The organism is Pseudomonas sp. SWRI68 (genome assembly GCF_014269165.1).
Lineage (GTDB): Bacteria > Pseudomonadota > Gammaproteobacteria > Pseudomonadales > Pseudomonadaceae > Aquipseudomonas > Aquipseudomonas capeferrum.
On the sequence record NZ_JABWRU010000005.1, the window covers coordinates 1 to 18,802 of the forward strand.

Here is an 18,802-nt window from a genome sequence, read left to right on the forward strand (position 1 = left end):
GCCTCGTCGGTAGAGGACTACGAAGCGCTGCTGCCGTGGAACTGCTCACCGGAGATGCAACGGTAAATCGAAGCTCCATCTGGCGGTAGGTGGGGTTCATGGATCGCACTCTCTGATGGATGATAGGTCCTGCGGTACAAGTCATAGTCGCCTAGACTATCTACCGTCACTACGTGAGGCACATGCAACGTGCGGGGTGCAGCGACATTGGCAGGTGGAGTAGCGGGCCGGCTGGCGTTGAGCAAGTCTCTTTGTTTTTTCGTTACACGTCCAGGTATTGTATTTACCGGCATTTTCGACACTGTAACAATACGGTATTTGATACAACTGCTAAGGCTCTCGAAACCACTGCCCATGCGCTGTGAGAGTGAGGTGGACAGTCTTGACAACTTCTTGAACGCAGAAGTACGTAATAGCTGTAGTCCCTTAAGGCCTTTGCTGGCCCCTTTCATCAGTAAATTGCCAAGTTTCGCCAGGCCTCTGCCGGAGCCGTCGAACACAGTAGCCGCCGCGCTTGCCCAGCCCAGTTTCGACGATAAGCTGGGGTTGCGCTGTCGCAACGAAAGTTCCGCTGCTCCCAGGGAGAACGCCACAGCGGCAACGGCAAATAACAGACCCCCAAGCAAGCCGCCTGTCATGACTGAGCCGATGACAGCCAGCACAAAAAAGCCAGCCAGCAGCAGCCATTCCCACAACGCTGCAGGTTCATGATGGGGCGGGGTCGTTTCTCGGATCATCTCATCCAGTGAGGCTAGCTGCGTCGCTTGTTCTCGGCGGCTCACCATGATGTGCCCACTGGGATCATGCCAGTTGACAGGGTCACGCCCTGCGCAATACGCCCGATCGTTCAGACCACCTTCGTCAAATGGGCTCAGGTTGTCGCCCTGAAAAAAGGCCTGGAACTTGGGGTCGTACACGCGGTAGCCGTTACCCAGGTGGTAGGCGCCGGTTACCGGGTCGACGCGCTGACCGTTATAGCCCAAACCGCAATTGAGCGCATTAAGCTGATCCAGTGGCGCTTCGCCCCAAGGCGTGAAGCCTACCGACTGGCTTTGCCAGTTGCCGCTGGCATCGACCGAATACTCTTCAGCGCCACCGTTTTGTGGGTCTGGCAATAGGTAAAGGGTGTGCGCTGCGGGGGTCGCCTGGCCCATTTCTCGACACTGCACCACCAGCCCGGCCTCTTCATCGAGCACCCGGTGCCGCACAGGTTTGCTCTGCGCATCCAGCCACATTTCCCCACACAGCAGGTCGCCTTTGTATTGCATGACCCGGCGTTGTTTATTGGCTTCATCCCATTGAGAGGCCAGGCGACCGATGTGATCATATTCATAGCTTGCGAGGAGCTTACCATCACTGCCTCCAGTCACCGACTGCAGTTGCCCTTCAGGCGTGTAGGCGAATTGCTGTCCTGAGACGTCAGTCGTGAGGTTGCCATTGGTGTCACTGACAAGTTCGAGGATGGTTGAGGTGCTTTGTGTTGCCCCCTTCGGCGTCCTCGCCACCGTGACCTTCGTGCGTAGGGTGGGTTGCAGCTTATTGTCGTACGCGTAGGTGCGCTTCTCGCTTGCGCCGTCGTTATAGGCCGTGGTGCAGGTCAGCAGGTTGCCAAGCGCATCATAGGTGTAGGCCTGATTCTTGATGCTGTTCTTGTCCCTGTCTTGAATCTCGTAGCCTGTGACTGCCGTCACGCTCCAGCTTTTGAGTTCGTTGCGGTAGGTTTCGTAGGTGAAGGTTTCGGTACGCGTGGCCGAGCTTTCACCGTTGCGGTACCACGTTTTGCTCAAGAGCTGCCCGGTTCGCGACCACGTTTGGTCATAGCGGCTTTTGATCACGCCATCCAGGCGGTAAGTCCGCTGGGTTTCCCGGCCAAAGCTATCGTAAGCAAGGTCAACCAGCAGGTTTGTACCATTGCGCCGGTCGCTTACGAGCAATTGTTCAAGCTCGCCTTGCCCGGCATAGCGATAGCAATAGTCCAGGCCCGAGCGGCGTACCCGCGTACGTCGGTTCTGCCCATCGTGCCAAGCGCGGCTGACGATACCGTTGTTCAAGGCAGTTCGGTCGATAGTGCCACGCAGCGAATGCTGAACACGTTCCTGCTGCCGCATGCCTCGAAGCGTTCGGGTTGTCAGTATCTGCCCTAGCAGAAGAGGCGAAACGCTTTCGGTGCTGATCAGACTTTGCTGGTTGGGTTCGGTTGCGAGGCGCTCGGCCTTGATGCCCTGCGTGATTTCGTTGTAAGTGAATGTTTTAATCAGCACTTTGGCTGCGGCGTTCTTACCCTTGACGAACCAAGACACACTGGTGCCGTCGGCGCTGCTTTTATTCGTTACTTCAGTGCCATCAGGGCGTTGATAGCCACCTACCTTGAATGTGAACATCTGCGGTGAGCTGCTGGCATTGCCTTCATTCGTTACTTCAGTGCCATCAGGGCGTTGATAGCTGCTTCTCTTGAACGTGATCGTCGGCGCCGAGTCGCCGGCGCCCACCGTCCTGGAAACGATATCGCCGCCGTGCAAAGTTTGTTCAGCCAGTTGCTGCTCTTGGCCTGATTTGGCTTTGATGGTGACCTGGGTGGCAATGGTGCTGAGCCCTTCGTAAGCCCATTTGACCACCGTGTCATCGGGGCCGGTAGTCTGGGTTCGCCGCCCAAGCTCGTCATAGGCAAATGTCCATTCCCGGCTAACGGTGCCTACTTTTTCAGTGACCTTGTCGCATAGGCCGCGAGCATTGATTTGCTGCTTTCTACTCAGGCCTATGGCCTCCAGTTGTTTGCTCGTCGCGTTCCAGACTTTATGGCTGAGGGCGAGTGTGACCTTGCCGTCGGTGTGGTTACTCTGTGTGTCTTCGACGCTGTGCAGAGGGCCTCGCAGCAGGGTGCCAACGATAGTTTCTGTACGCTTACTCTGCGTGCCGTTTGCCTCCACCTTGTCGCCCTGCGCCTCGGCTTCCCAGAACCAGTCCCGCAAGGTGCCTGGCAAGCTCACGCCGTCGTTGCGAACGCACAAGCCCCCAGGGTGGTAGTCGTAAATGCACTGGTGCTGCGGCTCACCGTCTGCGCCGTAGGCGATTTCTTCAAGGCATACGTAGTTCTGTGCCGAATCGTCATCGCCTGCTTGGCGCTGCAGTTCACGCCGAACGGGGCGTTGCAGGCCATCGAGCAAGGTGCGCCCTTTGCGGCCATCCGGGCCGAAGGTGACGATCCAGGTGCCGTTGCCTGTCTCTACCCATTGCTGTTCGGTTTTCGCCAGGGCCTCGCCATTTGCCTCTTGCGAGGTGTACTTATCGGAATTCCAGGCATAGGTAGTGCTGGTCAGCAAACGGTCTCGTGCGTCATAGGTGTGGTAAGCCATCGATGTTGGCCTGCCCAGCTCGTCTTGATCCGTCTCGGCTAGCACGCGGTCGCTGCGCGCGGAGCGAATGTGCTGGGCCACGGTAGCTGTGAGGTTCAGCTCGCCGTGCTTGAAGGGCGACTCGCTCTTTACCCGCAATTTGCCACTTGCGGTTGTGGTGGTTTCAGTCAGGGTGCGCGTCTGCCGGGCAGTATTGTTCTTGTACCAACGGGTCGAAGTCGTTTCGGTCTGCGTTTCTGCGCCGGTCTTGGTGTGGGTCACCTGCTGCAAGTCGACCACCAGCCCTTGGCGCCCCGTCGCAGTGGTGAGGGTCCACGGTGTAGTCGAAAAGTCGACCGTAACGCCTTCCAGGCTCAGCACCATGTCGGGCATCAAGACGCCGTGGCTGTCGGTGCTGGCGTTTGCATAACCGAACAGGGTCACGTTCATTTCCGACGTGCTGCCGTCGGGGAACTTCAAATAGCTGCATTGCGCAAGCAAGGGCGGGGTGCTGGTATCGGGGATCGTCGGGCAGGACAGCGACTGGGTGCGGATAGCAGCCCCATCCTTTTCCAGTTTGAGCCCTCTCAACTGCGCCCTCAGCGCCGTCAGCGTAGGCACCTTGTCGCTACGATCAGGTTTTGCCGTGCTGGCCGTTACCGGGTAGTAGCACAGGTGAGTGGTTTGCCCATCGTCAGCGCCGATCTGGGAAAGCAGCCCTGAATCCGCATCGTAAGTGAAGTGCGAGGTTTCACTTACCGTTCTGACCGGTGTAAATGGATCAGTACTGATAGTTGCCTTGGCATCGGTATTCATGAGCGGCTTTCCTCCAATGAGTTTTCGGCAGTACTGTTCACGGGCGCAGCGGGCTGCGCCCTGACGTTCAGTTCTTCAGTGGTTACCGTCGTGCTGATGGGCTGTGTGGCCAGGCGGAATTTTAAGATCGCGCTGCCAGAGGTCGACGGTTCCCTCGGCCTGGATATCGCCATCGACTGCCGTGTGGGTACCCAGGTGCACGAAGTTACTGGAGGTGACGCGCGCAGCTGTTCGCGGAAAAAGGCAGGCCATTTGTCCCGTGTGTTGTTCTCGCCGAATTTGAAACCTAACCGTGGGCCTACCGGCAGACCGGTATCATCGTCATGCACGCAGAGGTAGCGATCGGCGGACGCGGACATGTCCCCCACCGTCAAGCCAGTGTTGCAGCGGCGCCATTCCATAGTGCGACTCCATCGAGTGAGGGCCTGGCACAATTTGGACATGGCCTGCAGTCAGCCAACAACTGACAAAAATGCTAGTTTTCAGGCCCCACGCACGGGAGTAATCTCGAGGCCCATGGGGGACACTACAACCCTGCGCGTGCTTCATGTTGCCGCCGATAAGCCCCCGGCTGCACCCCCACCGCCTTGGCAAACGCCCGGGTAAACGCCGCCACAGACTGATACCCCACCTGCGCACCTACCTGCTCAACGGTGTTCCCTGCCTGCAGCAGCTGGCACGCATGGCGCATGCGCAAGGCCAGCAGCACCTGCCCCGGTGACTGCCCGGCCAGTTCGTTGAAACGCTTGAAAAACGCCGAGCGCGACAACCCCGTGTACGCCGCCATGCTCTCCAGCGTCCACGCCTGCCCAGGCTGTTCGATCAGTTGCGCCAGCAACGCGGCAAACGCGGGCTGCCGGGCCAGGGCCACAAGCCCGCCAAGGGGCTGTCCGGCATGCACTTGCTGGCGCAAAACGTACAGGAACAACAAGTGCGTCAGCCGCTCCAGCAAGGTCTGCGATGGGGCTGGCGGGCGCTCGCATTCTTCCAGGATCAGCCCGAACAGCGCTCGCGCCGCATGCCCGGCAGGCTCGTCGGCGCGCAACAGAATCCAGTCGGCCAAGCCCTCGACGATCAGTGACGACAGCCCCGGGCGGAAGTGAAAGAACCCGCACACCAAGCCCACGCCATCGCCGGCATGGGCATCCAGGGCCTGCATGGCCTGGCGCGGCTGGTTGCAGGCGCTTGCCGGGTCGTGGTCGCTGGACAACCGATAAGCCAGGTCGCGCAGCAAAAACACCGCATCGCCGGCCTCCAGCCGCAGCGCCTCGGCCTCGCCATCAATGTGCAGCCAGCAATGGCCCTGCACCACCAGGTGGAAGCTGGCCCGCCCCATGCCCTGGGTGCTGGCGTGCCAGCCACCGCAATAGCGGCCGACATGAAACAGGCTGGCATCGAGCTCCAGGCCTTCTAATAACCAATCGACAAGGTGGCTGGACGAAATCATCTAATGCAAAGACTCAGGAGCAAGGAAAGGCGACTGATGAATATGGAGGCGAATTCTTATAACCAACAGACTGTAAGGACACCCACCACAGGAGACCACTCCATGTCCTCGCGCATTACTTTACACACGCTGCAGAGCGCCCCGGAAGCGGCCCGTCCATTCCTTGAGAACGCTCAGAAGAATTCTGGCTTCATCCCCAACCTGCTGGGCGTGCTGGCCAACGCCCCGGCCGCCCTGGAAACGTACGTGACCGTGTCGGCGCTCAATGGCAAGTCCGAGCTGACCCTGGCCGAGCGAGAGGTGGTGCAGCTGATTGCCGCTACCCAGCATGGCTGTGATTTCTGCGTCGCCGGCCACACTGCGGTGGCCCTGAACAAGGCCAAGCTGCCCCAGGCCGTGGTCGACGCGCTGCGCGCCCGTGGCGAACTGCCCGATGCCCGCTACGAAACCCTGGCCGCATTTGCCCGTGAAGTGATCGCCACCCGTGGCAACGTCAGCGAGCCCACCTACCAGGCATTTCGCGATGCCGGCTTCAGCGAAGGCAACGCCCTGGAGGTGATTCTTGGCGTGAGCCTCGCAACCTTGTGCAACTTTGCTAATGTCTTCGCCCAGACACCGCTCAACGACGAACTCAGCAAGTACCGCTGGCAGCCGTCTGCGTAAGCCAAGTGTGGTGCCGGCCACGCCGGCGTTTTCAAAGGAGTAGAGACATGCTTGATCCCGCATTTCGGCAATGGCTGGATGCCAACGCCGAGGCAATCGACCAGGGCGTGTGCGACCCGCACCTGGTCCTGGCGCACATCGCCGAAGCGCAAGTGCTGCGCATCGGCGTCGATGCGGCGCTGGGTGGCACGGGCGGGCAGGTGACCGACGCGGTCGAAGCGATCGCGGCCATTGCCAGCCGTTCATTGGCGGCGGCGTTCGTCTGCTGGGGCCAGCGCGCCTTCATCGAATACCTGCTGCAAAGCCCCAACCAGCCGCTGCGCGAGCGCCTGTTGCCACGCCTGTTGACGGGTGAGCTGGCCGGTGCAACCGGGCTGTCCAATGCCATGAAGTTTCTCTCCGGCATCGAGAGCCTGCAGGTGCGAGGCCGCCAGAGCCGCGACGGGTGGCAGCTTGAAGGCCGGCTGCATTGGGTGACCAACCTGCGCAAGAGTGGTTTTGTGGTGGCGGCAGCCATCGAAGGTGAGGCCGAAGGGGCACCGTTCGTGGTGGCCATTCCGTCCGAGGCGCAAGGGTTGGAGCGCTCGGACGACCTGCAACTGATGGGGCTGCAATCGAGCAATACTGCTGCGCTGGCGTTCCACCAGGTTGAGCTGGGCCGCGAGTGGCTGCTGCACGAGAATGCCCGCGCGTTCCTGCCCAAGGTGCGCCCGGCCTTCCTGGCACTGCAATGCGGCATGGCCATCGGCTTGGCCCGGCGGGCACTGGATGAGGTGGCGGAACACCTGCAAGGCCGTGGCTCGTTCCTCGACGAGGCCGGCCAGGTGCTGAAGACGCGCCTGGAAAACACCGTGAGCGAACTCAAGCAGGGCCTGCTCGACGAGCGCTTCCTGCAGCAGCCGGGGGCGCTGTTCAAACTGCGCATCACCCTCGCCGAATGCGCTGCCGACGCGGTGCAGCTGGAGCTGCAGGCCAGTGGTGGCAAGGCCTACCTGAGCGAGTATGGCGAAGGCTTCGCCCGCCGTTGGCGCGAGTCGGCGTTCGTGCCGATCGTGACGCCGAGCCTGGTGCAACTGCGCGCCGAACTGCAACGCCAGGCGGGCGCCGCATGAGCGAGGTACTGCTCGACGCCCGCGCCATCAGCCTGGGCTACCCCCGCGAAGGGGGCTGGCAAGAGGTGCTGGCACAGTTCGACCTGCAGCTGGCGCCGGGCGAGGTGGTGACCATCCTGGGCCCCAGTGGTGTCGGCAAGTCCAGCCTGTTGCGGGTGCTGGCGGGCTTGCAGGCGCCGCGTGGCGGTAGCGTGACGCTGCGCGGCGAGCCGCTGCAAGGGCCGCATCCGCGCCTGGCGGTGGCCTTCCAGGACCCCAGCCTGCTGCCCTGGTTGAGCCTTGAGAAGAACGTCGCCTTTGGCCTGGACTTCGCCCGCCAGCCCAAATTGGCGGCCAGCGAGCGGCGTGCGCGCATCGACCATGCGATTGCCGCCGTGGGCCTGGCCCATGCGCGCAACCAGTACCCGGCACAGTTGTCCGGTGGCATGGCCCAACGCACCGCGCTGGCCCGCTGCCTGGCACGCCAACCTGAAGTGCTGTTGCTTGACGAGCCGTTTGGCGCCCTCGACGAGGTGACCCGGGCCGACATGCAGCAACTGCTGCTGCAACTGATCGCCACCCACAATACTGCGGCGGTGCTGATCACCCACGATATCGACGAAGCCCTGCTGCTGTCCGACCGGGTCCTGCTACTGGGCAACCACCCAGCGCATATCCTCGGCCAGTGGTGTATCGACCTGCCGCAGCCGCGCACGCACCGGGTCGAGGAACTGGGCGCCCTGCGCATCGAGATCGTCAAAACCCTTCGGCGGGCAAGCCGCACAGTCGAACCTTCCCCCACCCCCTTGCCCTCGGAGGCTGTCCATGTGCATGGATGACTGCTGTTCTGCTTCGTCGCGTCGCGACTTTCTCAAGCTTGGCGCCATGCTCACTGCCGCCGGTGCCTTGCCGTTGCTGTCGAGCTTGCAAGCCCGCGCCGCCGCCGAACCGGACGCGCCGGTGCGCATCGGCTACTTGCCGATCACCGACGCCACGCCGTTGCTGGTGGCGCACAACAATGGCCTGTTCGAGGCCGAAGGCATCAAGGCCGAGCGCCCGGTGCTGCTGCGCAGTTGGGCGCAGGTGATCGAGGCGTTCATCTCCGGCCAGGTCAACGTGATCCACCTGTTGTCGCCAATGACCGTGTGGGCGCGCTACGCCAGCAAGGTGCCGGCCAAGGTCGTGGCCTGGAACCATGTCGGCGGTTCGGGCCTGACCGTGGCGCCCGACATCACCGACATGAAGCAACTGGGCGGCAAGACCGTCGCCATCCCGTTCTGGTACTCGATCCACAACGTCGTGCTGCAGCAGATGCTCAACGACAACGGCCTGACCCCGGTGTCCAAACCGGTCAATACGCAGCTTGCGGCCAACGAAGTCAACCTGCTGGTGCTGCCGCCGTCCGACATGCCACCGGCACTGGCCAGCAAGCGTATCGCTGGTTATATCGTCGCCGAACCGTTCAACGCCCTGGCCGAAAACCTCAAGGTTGGCCGTGTGCAGCGGTTTACCGGCGATGTCTGGCGCAACCACGCCTGCTGCGTGGTGTTCATGCACGAGCACGACCTCAACAACCGCCCGGAGTGGTCGCAGAAGGTGGTCAACGCCATCGTCAAGGCCCAGCAATGGACCCGCGAGCACCGCGCCGAAGCCGCCGCGTTGTTGTCCAAGGCCGGCCCCAACAAGTACACCCCGCACGAGCCTGCGGTGCTGAGCAAAGTCCTGGCCCCAGCCGCCGAGGACCGCGCAGCCTATATCGCCAGTGGTGCGATCCAGCACCAGCAATGGGACGAGCGGCGTATCGACTTCCAGCCTTACCCGTTCCCCAGCTACACCGAGGAGCTGGTCAAGCGCCTGCAGCGCACGTTGATCGAAGGCGACAGTGGTTTTCTCGCAGGCCTGGACCCGGCGCAAACCGCCCGCGACCTGGTCGACGACCGCTTCGTGCGCAACGCCATCGCGGCCGTTGGCGGGCCATCGGTGTTCGGTATTGCCGACAGTTTCGAGCGTAGCGAGGAGTTCGCGGTCTGATGGGCAAGCATGTGGTTCATACCGGCCTGGGCTTGGCCGGGCTGTTGCTGTTGCTGCTGGCGTGGTGGGCGGGTGTGGCGCTGTTTGGCGAGGCCGACGGCCTGTCGGCGCGCTTCTCGCCCGAGGCCACCCTGGCCAGCCTGGTCGAGCTGTTGGGGCAGGGCGAGGTCTACGGCCACGTGTGGGTCAGCCTCAAACGTATTTTGATCGGGCTGCTGCTGGCGCTGTTGATCGGCGTACCCCTCGGTTTGCTGGTAGGCAGCTACCGGCACCTGGAGGCGGCGACCACGCCGGCCTTCCAGTTTTTGCGGATGATTTCGCCGCTGTCGTGGATGCCGGTGGTGGTGATGCTGATGGGGGTGGGCGACCAGCCGATCTATTTCCTGCTGGCCTTCGCCGCGCTGTGGCCGATTCTGCTCAACACCGCTGCGGGCGTGCGCCAACTCGACCCGCGCTGGTTGCAACTGAGCCGCAGCTTGAGTGCCACGCGCTGGGAGACGTTGTGCAAGGTGATCGTGCCGGGGGTGATCGGCCATGTGCTGACCGGTGTGCGCCTGGCCATCGGCATCCTGTGGATCGTGCTAGTGCCGTGCGAGATGCTGGGGGTCAGTGCGGGGTTGGGGTATTTCATTCTCGACACCCGCGACCGGCTGGCGTATTCGGAGCTGATGGCGATGGTGCTGCTGATCGGCGTGCTGGGCTTCATGCTCGATGCCCTGGCGCGTGGCGTGCATCGGCGCTGGGTGCATGGCTGAAAAGAGGAGGGGCCGCTGTGCGGCCCCCCGTATCAATGCACGGTCTTGCGCTGCCTTACACAGGCCTGCGCCTGAACAGCCAGCTCGTCCAGCCGCTCGTCGCGCATCTGCTCGGCCTCGATCATCGCATCCTCGCCCTGCTGGTTGAGCAGGTAGGTATGGATCTGATGTACCTCGGTGGTCTGGTAGATCGGCCCGATATCCAGCCGGCCAATCAACGCCCCGCTGGCTTGCCCGGTGCTGCTCATCAGCACCTGCGGCCCGTTGGCCTCCACCACCTGCATGCCCATCGCTTCGAACCACGGTACCTGGCCGGCAAAGGTGTTCAATTCGACGCAGGCATGGCGGGCCTGCAAATCACCCAGCAGGGCGCGGGCGATACCTTGGCGGCGATGGCTGGCGCGCACGGCGAGAAATGCCAGCGCGCAGGTGTCCGGGTCGTCATCGGCCGGCAACGCCAGGGCAAAGCCGAGCAATTGGTCAGGGGCCTCGGCATCCAGCGCCAAGGTCAGCGTCACCGACAGGCCACCGGTACCGTCCATGGCCTGCAGGTACTGGTGCACCTCCATCCCGACACCGTACTGGTACAGCGGATACAGCGGGTTGTCGGCAAGAATGGCAACGCTGCTCAATTCGCCGACGTGGTTGATCACCAGCTCACGGATCTGGTTCTGGAAAGACTCGGGCGGCACGCTGTCGAGGCGGCTCAGGATGAACATCGGGGGGCAGGCTCCGGCGGGTAGGAATACAACCCGCGCCTGGCTGACGCGGGTACTACAGTCTAACCGGTTTTGCCGAATCAGCCTTGCGCGTGTAGCGCCGCGAGCATCAGCTCGAGGTTTTGTACCGCCGCACCAGAGGCGCCCTTGCCAAGGTTGTCGAACACCGCAGTCAGCAGTACCTGGCCATGCTCCGGGTTGGCGTACAGCGCCAGGCGCAGGTCATTGCTGTCGTTCAGTGCTTCGGGGTCGAGCGCCGCCGCCGGGCCTTGCTGATGCAGGGGCATCAGTTGCACGTGGCGAGCCCCTTCATAGTGCTGTTGCAGGCAGGCATGCAGCTGTTCGGCGCTGGCCTGGCCGGGCAGCAAGCGCAGTTGCAGCGGGATGCTGAGGACGATGCCCTGGCGATAGGCGCCGTAGCCAGGCATGAACACCGGCCGCGCCGACAGCCCGGCGTGCTGCTGGATCTCCGGCACATGCTTGTGCGCCAGCTCCAGGCCATACAGTTGCAAGGTCGGGGTTTTCTCGGTACCTGGCTGCTCATGGCGCTCGACCGCCGCGCGGCCGCCGCCGGAGTAACCCGAGATGGCATGAATGCTCAGTGGGTAATCGGTTGGCAGCAGCCCGGCGCTGACCAACGGGCGCAGCAAGGCGATTGCACCGGTGGGGTAGCAGCCAGGGTTGCTGACACGTTTGCTGTGGGCGATACGTTCGGCTTGCTGTTCATCCAGTTCTGGCAGGCCATAGACCCAACCTGGGCTGGTGCGGTGGGCGGAACTGGCGTCGATAACCCGTACCTGCGGGTTATGGATCGCCGCCACGGCTTCGCGCGCTGCGTCATCGGGCAGGCAGAGCACGGCGATGTCGGCGCTATTGATCGCTTCGGCGCGGCGTTGTGGGTGCTTGCGCTCGGCTTCGGGCAGGGTCAGCAGGCGCAAGTCGCTACGCCCGTGCAGGCGGGCGTGAATCTGCAGGCCAGTGGTGCCTTGGTCACCGTCGATGAAGACAACAGGGGTGTGCATGGTCGGGGTCCGGTCGGGGGAGAGATGGCCTATGCTCGCCTGCGGCTGGACTAAAGGAAATTTGAATATCATGATGCTGATGTTCATTTTTACTGAAGCTAGCCATGCGCGAAATCAGCCTTGACCGCCTCCGCACCCTGGTCGAAATCTCCGACCTGGGTTCTTTTGCCGAGGCCGCACGCCGGCTCAACCTGGCCCCGCCCACCATCAGCCTGCACGTGGCCGAGCTGGAGGCGCGGGTGGGTGCCCCCTTGCTCACCCGTAACCGTGGCCAGGTGCGCCCTACGGCCATTGGTGAGACGTTACTGGCCCGCGCCCGACGCCTGCTGGCCGACGCCGACCTGGCCCTGGAAGAGGTTCGCCGTCAGGTCGAGGGCCTGACCGGCCGGGTACGCCTGGGCGCCTCGACCGGCGCCATCGCCCACCTGTTGCCCAAGGCGCTGGAACACTTGCGTGTGGCTCACCCGGGGATCGACGTGCAGGTCCAGGTGCTGACCTCCCAGGCGTCACTGGCGCGACTGCGCGAGGGGGCTCTGGACATTGGCCTGGTGGCCTTGCCGCAAGTTGCGGGCAAAGGGCTGAAGGTCACCCCTTGGCGGCGCGACCCGATCTTGGCCTACGTGCCGGCCGACTGGCAGCCACCGGCCAAGGTAACGCCGGCATGGTTGGCGCGGCGGGCGTTGATTCTGAATGACAGCAGCACGCAGTTGTCGCGGGTGACAGGGGAGTGGTTCGCGGCGGCGGGGTTGTTCCCCGCACCGCGCATCGAGCTGAACTACAACGATGCGATCAAGAGCCTGGTGGGGGCGGGGTACGGTGCGACGTTGCTGCCGCAGGAGGGCGACGCAGCGGAGCTGGACCGGCGTATTACCCGCCGGCCGTTGCGTCCGGGGTTGTGGCGGCAGTTGGGGATTGCCTGCCGAGAGGGGCAGGTCGAGCGGGCCACGGGGTATGTGCTGGAGGCGCTGAAGCGGTTGTTGTAGGGCACCTGCTGTAACAAGGGTCCTGGCAGTAGGACTTGGGAAAGCATCAGGGCTGGCGGGTGCATGCCTTGATGCTTTCAGCGCCGGCATGATCAACCCCACCAACAAACCCGCGCCCGCAATGCTGCCGCCATACACCATATAGCGCATCATCACCTGCTTGTTCTCGTCCCCCAGGCGCGCCTGGGTGTCGCGCAGGGTCGACTGGCTCTGGTCCAGCTGCTCATTCAGCGCCTGGTTGCGCGCCTCCAGCTCATCGATCAATTGCTTGCGCGAATCCAGCGTTTCCTGCATGCCCTGCACGCGGTTCTTCCAACTGTCATCGATGCTCTTGAGCTGCCCGGACAGGTCCGCCACTTGGGCATCGAGCTGCGGCAGCCGCTCGCCCTGGCCCGGCACGTCCTGCAGGTCGCTGCTGAGGATCCACACCAGGTCACCATTCTGCCCGCGTACCTGGCTGTAGCTGCCTTGGCTGCCGACCAGAGTCAGCTTTTGCCCAGACTTGAGCGTGCCGACAATGCGGTGGCCATCGGTCGGCCCGCTGCGCACATAGGTACTCAGGCTGTCACTGACCCAGCGCGCATCACTGGCAGGCGTTTCGGCATGCACCGGGGCGGCTAGAGCCACCAGGGCTGCGATCAAGCCGCCGCGCAGGGCTGGGAGGGCGGAAAATGTTGGACGGGAGTCGGGCATGTTGAGTCTTCGCTGAAACAGGACAAAAGTAGGCCCGATGACTGGGCCGATGAACCGGTCGGTGAGTTGACCGTCAGCGAAAGACCGTTTTTATGTAAGCAGGTTCACTACCTGACATCGGAAATGTCTGCAGAATGTTGCAAAAGCCGAGGTGCACGGCCTGTCGCGATGGTGGTTGAAACACCGCGACAGGCGCGTGGCGATCAGCTCTCTGGCTGCGGCACGATGGCCAGGGCATCAGGCTCCGGCCCGGTTTGCCAGCGTGCCTTCTCGCGCCAGTCAACGGTATCGATGACGGCTACCTGGTCACCGCCGCTGATGGCCACGTAGACCCGTTTGCCATCCGGCGAGACCACCGCGCCGATGGGCAGGGCTTCGGCACCCAACAGTGTCTTGCGGTACTCGGCGCCTTCCTGAGCCAGGCTGATGCGCTTGATCTCGCGCTTGGCCGCGACGTCGAACACGGCCAGCTCCGCCGACTTGGCGCAGGTGACCAGAGCATGCTTGCCGTCCGGGGTCATGACGACGCGTATCGGAAACAGGCCGGTACGGAGGCGGTCGGTGACCTCCAGGCGTTCGGCATCGACGATCACCACTTCATTGCCTTCGCGATTGCTGACCCACACCTGTGCGCCCGTCTGGGTCACCGCAACGCCCTCGCTGCCGTTGCCGGTGGGGATGTCGGCGATCTTCTTCTTGTGCAGCAAGTCGATGACCGACAACGTGCCGGAGTCTACATGGGTCACGTAGGCGCGGTCCGCACCGGGCGACAGGGCGACCATGTGCGGCTTGCCGCCGCCGACGTCGATGCGGTCGAGGACCTGGCCCTGGGCCAGGTCGACAATCAGCAAGTGCTCGCTGTCCTCGGTGGTAACCACCACCCGCTGGCTGTCTGGCAGGAAGCGGATGCCGTGGGGGCGCGAGTCCTTGCCCAGGTCGATAGTGCGCACCACGCTGCGTGACGGCCAGTCGATCACGCTCAGGCTGTTGTTGGCGGTGCCGTGGGCGCCATAGTTGCCCACCACGGCCAAGCGGCCATTGCTGGCAACTACCACCTCGTGCGGGCCGGTGCCCACGGGCAGGCGGACCAGTTCCTTGCCGTTGCTGATGTCCAGTGCCGAGACACTGGCATCGGCCTTGTTGCCCACCAGCAGCACATCCTGCGCCTGAACCAGCGACGCGCAGGTCAGTAGTGCGCCAGCCAAGGCCAGGTTACGGATGCGGAGGGCGATCGGGTTGTAAGGGTAGGGCATGTCCAGTCTCCTTTGGATTACAGTCCATGTTGCATGCTCATAGGGTGTGACCGGGGCAGGGTGGCAAGGGTTTCGTTTTTTTGCCGCGCCACGCTCACGATCTAGACTGAAGGGTTCACACCTGTTCATGGAGCTACACCATGACTGCCAAGAATACGGTTTGCCTCTGGTACAACAATGATGCCGAGGAGGCGGCGAACTTCTACGCCGCGACCTTCCCCGACAGCCGCGTGGTGGCGGTTCACCAGGCCCCCAGTGATTACCCGTCGGGCAAGGCGGGTGATGTGATCACCGTCGACTTCACCGTGATGGGCGTGCCCTGCGTAGGGCTTAACGGCGGCACGGCGTTCAAGCACAGCGAAGCGTTCTCGTTCCAGGTCAGCACCGAAGACCAGGCCGAGACTGACCGCCTGTGGAACGCCATCGTCAGCAATGGCGGCGAAGAGAGCGTCTGCGGCTGGTGCAAGGACCGATGGGGGGTATCGTGGCAGATCTGCCCGCGCATCCTGATCGAGGCCCTCGGCAACCCTGACCGGGCGGCGGCCAAGCGGGCCTTCGAGGCCATGATGGAAATGGGCAAGATCGATGTCGCCGGGATCGAGGCGGCCTTGAAGGGCTGACGGCGAGCAACCCAGGGGCCGACAGGCGGCCCCTGGGTTGCTGCTTAGTCGTTCAACTCCACGTCGGCCTGGGGTTGTGTCTGCTTGGTCGCAGACTTCTTCTCCTGCACCACGATGTAGAACTCCTCGCCATGTTTCACCGCGCCATACAGCACGGCCTTTTCGATCAGCTCGGTACCCCGCAGATGCCGCAGCATCATCGGGTCCTTGCGCAGGTCGCGGTACAGCGCCAGGCACAACAGCACCATCACTACGACAAACGGCAGCGCCACCACGATCGTCAGGTTCTGCAACCCCGTCAATGCCTCGCCGGGGTTGCTGGGGTCGCCGATCGCCAACATGACCGCCGCCACCGTGCCGGTCAGCGCCCCCCAGAAGATCACGGTGCGCCGCGACGGCGCGGTGGTGCCGTGTTCCGACAGGGTGCCCATGACCAGTGAGGCGGCATCGGCGCCGGAGACGAAGAAGATGCCCACCAGGATCATCACCAGCACCGAGGTCAACGAGGCCAGCGGGTAGCTGTCCAGCAACTGATAGAGCGCGTGGTTGCTGTTGACGGCGCCATTGACCAGCGCGAAGCTGCCCTCGCGCAGGGCATCGATCGCCGCACCGCCGAAAATGGTGAACCACACCAGGCTGACCAGGCTCGGTACCAGCAGCACCCCGGTGACGAACTGGCGAATGGTGCGGCCGCGGCTGATGCGGGCAATGAACATGCCGACGAAAGGCGTCCAGGAAATCCACCAGGCCCAATAGAACACGGTCCAGCCGGCCAGCCAGCTGTCCATCTGCTCACCGCCGCTGGCGTTGGTGCGTGCCATCATTTCTGGCAGCAGCTTGATGTAGATGCCGATCGAGGTGGGCAGCAGGTTGAGCATCAACAGCGTCGGGCCGACCAGGAAGACGAAGGCCGCCAGCACCAGTGCCAGCACCATGTTGGTGTTGGACAACCACTGGATACCCTTGCCGATGCCGGACACTGCGGAGGTGACGAAGGCAATGGTCAGCAAGGTGATGATCGAGATGTAGAACAGCTTGCCGGGGCTCTCGATCCAGCCGTTGTATTCCAGGCCGCCGGCGATTTGCAGGGCGCCCAGGCCGAGCGAGGCGGCAGAGCCGAACAGCGTGGCGAAAATCGCCATCATGTCGATCACGCGGCCGACGGGGCCGTTGGCGTGCTTGCCGATCAGCGGCCGAAAGGCCGTGGAAATCAATTGCGAACGCCCGCGGCGGAACGTGCCGTAAGCAATCACCAGGCCGACGATGGCGTACATGGCCCAGGGGTGCAGGGTCCAGTGGAACAGCGTGGTGGCCATGGCCACCTGCATCGCCTCGCTCGATTGCCCGGTCGTCGTCCCGGGAGGTGGCGTCACATAGTGCGACAAGGGCTCGGCAACGCCGAAGAACATCAGGCCGATGCCCATGCCGGCGCTGAACATCATGGCCACCCAGGAGACGGTACGGAATTCTGGCGCTTCGCCATCACGCCCCAGCGGGATCCTGCCATAGCGGCTGGCGGCTAGCCACAGCACGAAGATGACGAACACGGTCGAGGTGAGTACGAAGAACCAGCCAAAGTTGAGAATGACCCAGGACTGTGCCGACGACGCGCTGGCGGCAAGGCTGGCCTGGCTGACGAAGCCCCAGATGACGAAGGCAATGGCCAGAATGCTGGTGATGCCGAAGACGATCCAGTCGATCTTGCCCTCCAAGTGCCTGTCCTGGCGTGCCTCGGCGGTTTTCGAGGGGTCCGTAACGCCAAGGTCGAGCGTTTCGGTGATGTGTTCCTTTGCCATGAATAGTGATGCCCCTTTGTGGCTTACCTGCGTATGCAGGCTTGTTGTTGTGGGCTGCCGGGGTCGGTGACGGTCTCGGCGGGAAGTGCAGCTGGCCGAATTATCCTGCTTGGCAAACAGCAGCTCCTGTCCCGATAACGCCCTGGGGCGTCCACTGAACGACCTGTTTAATACTTTTAGTTCCGGGGGCGATGGCCCTTTCTGCGCCGCGTTCTGGTACCCTGATGGGCATTAACCTGGCCTGCATTCCCGAGCACCGTAGAAGCGGCGTTGCCTGCGGGCCTGGCCTTACCAGGAAACGGAGATTCGTCAATGGCCACTGACCGTGTGAGCCTGATTCATTTCGATAAATTGAGCATGAGCCCGGCTGCTGCCGATCGGTTCCAGACAGCCCTCGACGCGCTGGAAGCGCTCAAGCTGCAGGACCGTTACGTGTACCTCGTTGCTCCTTATCTGGGTGATATCGCCGACGCCTCCGACCGTGAGCAGCTGGCCACGGCCATGGAGCAGGGCATCCGCGTCGTGCATGACCTGTTGGCCGCCAAGTCGATCACCAAGGTGAAGTCCGAAGAGCTGTGCAACGTGTTTGAAAATGCCGCCGAGCGTGTGCGCGCTGAAATGCCGGCCTGAAGGGTGCAATGGCCAAGGACATAGACAACCCCTGCGTTTCGCTATGCCAGCTCAACAGCGAGCTGTGCGTCAGCTGTGGCCGCAGCCGTGAAGAAATCCGCAAGTGGCGTGGCATGAAGCGCCCGGAGAAGATGGCCACCGTGCAGCGGGCGGCCACGCGGATGAAAGCCATCGTCAAGAAGAGCGCGAAGCGGCAGAATGCCGACTGACCTTCGCATGCTGTTATAACCGCGTCCCCTGAACCTTTATCGAGCCTGGAAAATGGATTCTCACTCGCTTCTTGCCTTTACCCTGGTTGCCGCGATCGCCATCGCCAGCCCTGGCCCTGCGACCTTGATGGCGATCAACAACAGCCTGGCCCATGGGCAACGCAGCGCGGTCTGGTCTTCACTGGGCAATGGCTCGGGCCTGTTCTGCCTGTCGGCAGCGGCCATGCTCGGGTTGGGGGCGTTGCTGGCAAGCTCCGAAGTGCTGTTCAACGCCGTCAAGATCATCGGCGCGGGTTACCTGTTCTACCTCGGCGCACGGCAGTTGTTGAAGAAGAGCCCGATGCTGGAGGAGGGCGCCACCGCCGGGGTGGCCAAGGAGCGGCCGACACCGCTCAAGCTGTACAAGTCAGCATTCCTGACGGCGGTGACCAACCCCAAGGCGACCATGTTCTTCACCGCGTTGTTCCCGCAGTTCATCGACCAGGGCGCCGCGTTGCTGCCGCAGTTCCTGATCCTTACCGGGATCTTCGTCGCCTTGTCGCTCATTTCACTGACCCTGTACGCCGCGCTGGCCTCGCGAGCCAAGGGCGTGTTGACCCGGCCGGCGCTTTCGCGCTGGGTGAGCCGGGTCGTGGGCACGACCTTCATCGGCTTTGGTGCGGCGATTCTCACAATCCGTCGACAGTCGGCGTAGGTCTTCGGGCCGCCTGACGACGCGCAGCGGCCCTGGCAACTCCCCGGT

General features: G+C 63.0%; 16 protein-coding genes and 1 pseudogene. 10 read left to right on the forward strand and 7 right to left on the reverse strand.

What is annotated here, in order from left to right:
• Positions 1–17 precede the first annotated feature (17 nt).
• Together HU770_RS09635 and HU770_RS09640 are read right to left on the reverse strand one after the other, a co-directional pair.
• Entirely contained in the window at positions 18–4,148 is a 4,131-nt protein-coding gene (locus tag HU770_RS09635) for an RHS repeat-associated core domain-containing protein (RefSeq protein ID WP_186663544.1), read from the reverse strand.
• A 526-nt stretch (positions 4,149–4,674) separates the two neighbouring features.
• A complete protein-coding gene (locus HU770_RS09640) occupies positions 4,675–5,595 on the reverse strand; it encodes an AraC family transcriptional regulator (RefSeq protein WP_186663545.1) in 921 nt (306 codons plus the stop codon).
• 102 nt (positions 5,596–5,697) lie between these two features.
• Here HU770_RS09640 and HU770_RS09645 point away from each other — a divergent pair, with 102 nt between their 5' ends.
• The 5 genes from HU770_RS09645 to HU770_RS09665 are packed head-to-tail and all read left to right on the forward strand — an operon-like array spanning position 5,698 to position 10,135.
• The gene (locus tag HU770_RS09645; protein WP_033697343.1) at positions 5,698–6,258 is read left to right on the forward strand and encodes a carboxymuconolactone decarboxylase family protein; all 561 of its coding nucleotides are present in this window, start codon (positions 5,698–5,700) and stop codon (positions 6,256–6,258) included.
• A gap of 47 nt (positions 6,259–6,305) precedes the next feature.
• Positions 6,306–7,370 carry an acyl-CoA dehydrogenase family protein gene (locus HU770_RS09650; protein ID WP_186659480.1) on the forward strand — a complete coding sequence of 355 codons (1,065 nt, stop codon included), beginning with the start codon at positions 6,306–6,308 and terminating at the stop codon, positions 7,368–7,370.
• The gene (locus HU770_RS09655) at positions 7,367–8,188 is read left to right on the forward strand and encodes an ABC transporter ATP-binding protein (protein WP_186663546.1); all 822 of its coding nucleotides are present in this window, start codon (positions 7,367–7,369) and stop codon (positions 8,186–8,188) included. The genes HU770_RS09650 and HU770_RS09655 overlap by 4 nt, the downstream gene beginning before the upstream one ends.
• Entirely contained in the window at positions 8,175–9,380 is a 1,206-nt protein-coding gene (locus tag HU770_RS09660) for an ABC transporter substrate-binding protein (protein ID WP_033697347.1), read from the forward strand. Before HU770_RS09655 ends, HU770_RS09660 begins: the two co-directional genes overlap by 14 nt.
• Positions 9,380–10,135, forward strand: coding sequence for an ABC transporter permease (locus HU770_RS09665; RefSeq protein ID WP_186663547.1), 756 nt, complete (start codon positions 9,380–9,382; stop codon positions 10,133–10,135). Before HU770_RS09660 ends, HU770_RS09665 begins: the two co-directional genes overlap by 1 nt.
• A gap of 32 nt (positions 10,136–10,167) precedes the next feature.
• On the opposite strand, the gene HU770_RS09670 is transcribed toward HU770_RS09665, so the two are convergent.
• Both HU770_RS09670 and argC read right to left on the reverse strand, forming a co-directional pair.
• A complete protein-coding gene (locus tag HU770_RS09670; RefSeq protein ID WP_186663548.1) occupies positions 10,168–10,854 on the reverse strand; it encodes a GNAT family N-acetyltransferase in 687 nt (228 codons plus the stop codon).
• Positions 10,855–10,934: 80 nt separating this feature from the next.
• Entirely contained in the window at positions 10,935–11,876 is a 942-nt protein-coding gene (gene argC, locus HU770_RS09675; RefSeq protein WP_186659492.1) for an N-acetyl-gamma-glutamyl-phosphate reductase, read from the reverse strand.
• Between the two features lie 104 nt (positions 11,877–11,980).
• Here argC and HU770_RS09680 point away from each other — a divergent pair, with 104 nt between their 5' ends.
• Positions 11,981–12,859, forward strand: coding sequence for a LysR family transcriptional regulator (locus HU770_RS09680; protein ID WP_186663549.1), 879 nt, complete (start codon positions 11,981–11,983; stop codon positions 12,857–12,859).
• A 78-nt stretch (positions 12,860–12,937) separates the two neighbouring features.
• Here the strand turns inward: HU770_RS09680 and HU770_RS09685 are convergent.
• Positions 12,938–13,552 (reverse strand): annotated as a pseudogene (locus HU770_RS09685) (TIGR04211 family SH3 domain-containing protein); the annotation flags it as partial.
• 203 nt (positions 13,553–13,755) lie between these two features.
• Positions 13,756–14,805: a cytochrome D1 domain-containing protein gene (locus HU770_RS09690; RefSeq protein ID WP_186663550.1), complete on the reverse strand. Its 1,050-nt coding sequence runs from the start codon at positions 14,803–14,805 to the stop codon at positions 13,756–13,758.
• 140 nt (positions 14,806–14,945) lie between these two features.
• On the opposite strand from HU770_RS09690, the gene HU770_RS09695 reads away from it, so the two are divergent.
• Entirely contained in the window at positions 14,946–15,425 is a 480-nt protein-coding gene (locus tag HU770_RS09695; RefSeq protein WP_156311067.1) for a VOC family protein, read from the forward strand.
• A gap of 44 nt (positions 15,426–15,469) precedes the next feature.
• On the opposite strand, the gene HU770_RS09700 is transcribed toward HU770_RS09695, so the two are convergent.
• Entirely contained in the window at positions 15,470–17,221 is a 1,752-nt protein-coding gene (locus HU770_RS09700) for a BCCT family transporter (RefSeq protein WP_095065095.1), read from the reverse strand.
• Between the two features lie 312 nt (positions 17,222–17,533).
• Here HU770_RS09700 and HU770_RS09705 point away from each other — a divergent pair, with 312 nt between their 5' ends.
• From HU770_RS09705 to HU770_RS09715, 3 genes are read left to right on the forward strand one after another with little or no spacing between them, the layout of a single operon-like run.
• Positions 17,534–17,851: a hypothetical protein gene (locus HU770_RS09705; protein ID WP_033697356.1), complete on the forward strand. Its 318-nt coding sequence runs from the start codon at positions 17,534–17,536 to the stop codon at positions 17,849–17,851.
• Between the two features lie 8 nt (positions 17,852–17,859).
• Entirely contained in the window at positions 17,860–18,060 is a 201-nt protein-coding gene (locus tag HU770_RS09710) for a DUF1289 domain-containing protein (RefSeq protein ID WP_186659508.1), read from the forward strand.
• A 52-nt stretch (positions 18,061–18,112) separates the two neighbouring features.
• Positions 18,113–18,754, forward strand: a complete 642-nt coding sequence (locus HU770_RS09715; RefSeq protein ID WP_033697360.1) for a LysE family translocator — start codon at positions 18,113–18,115, stop codon at positions 18,752–18,754.
• Positions 18,755–18,802 lie beyond the last annotated feature (48 nt).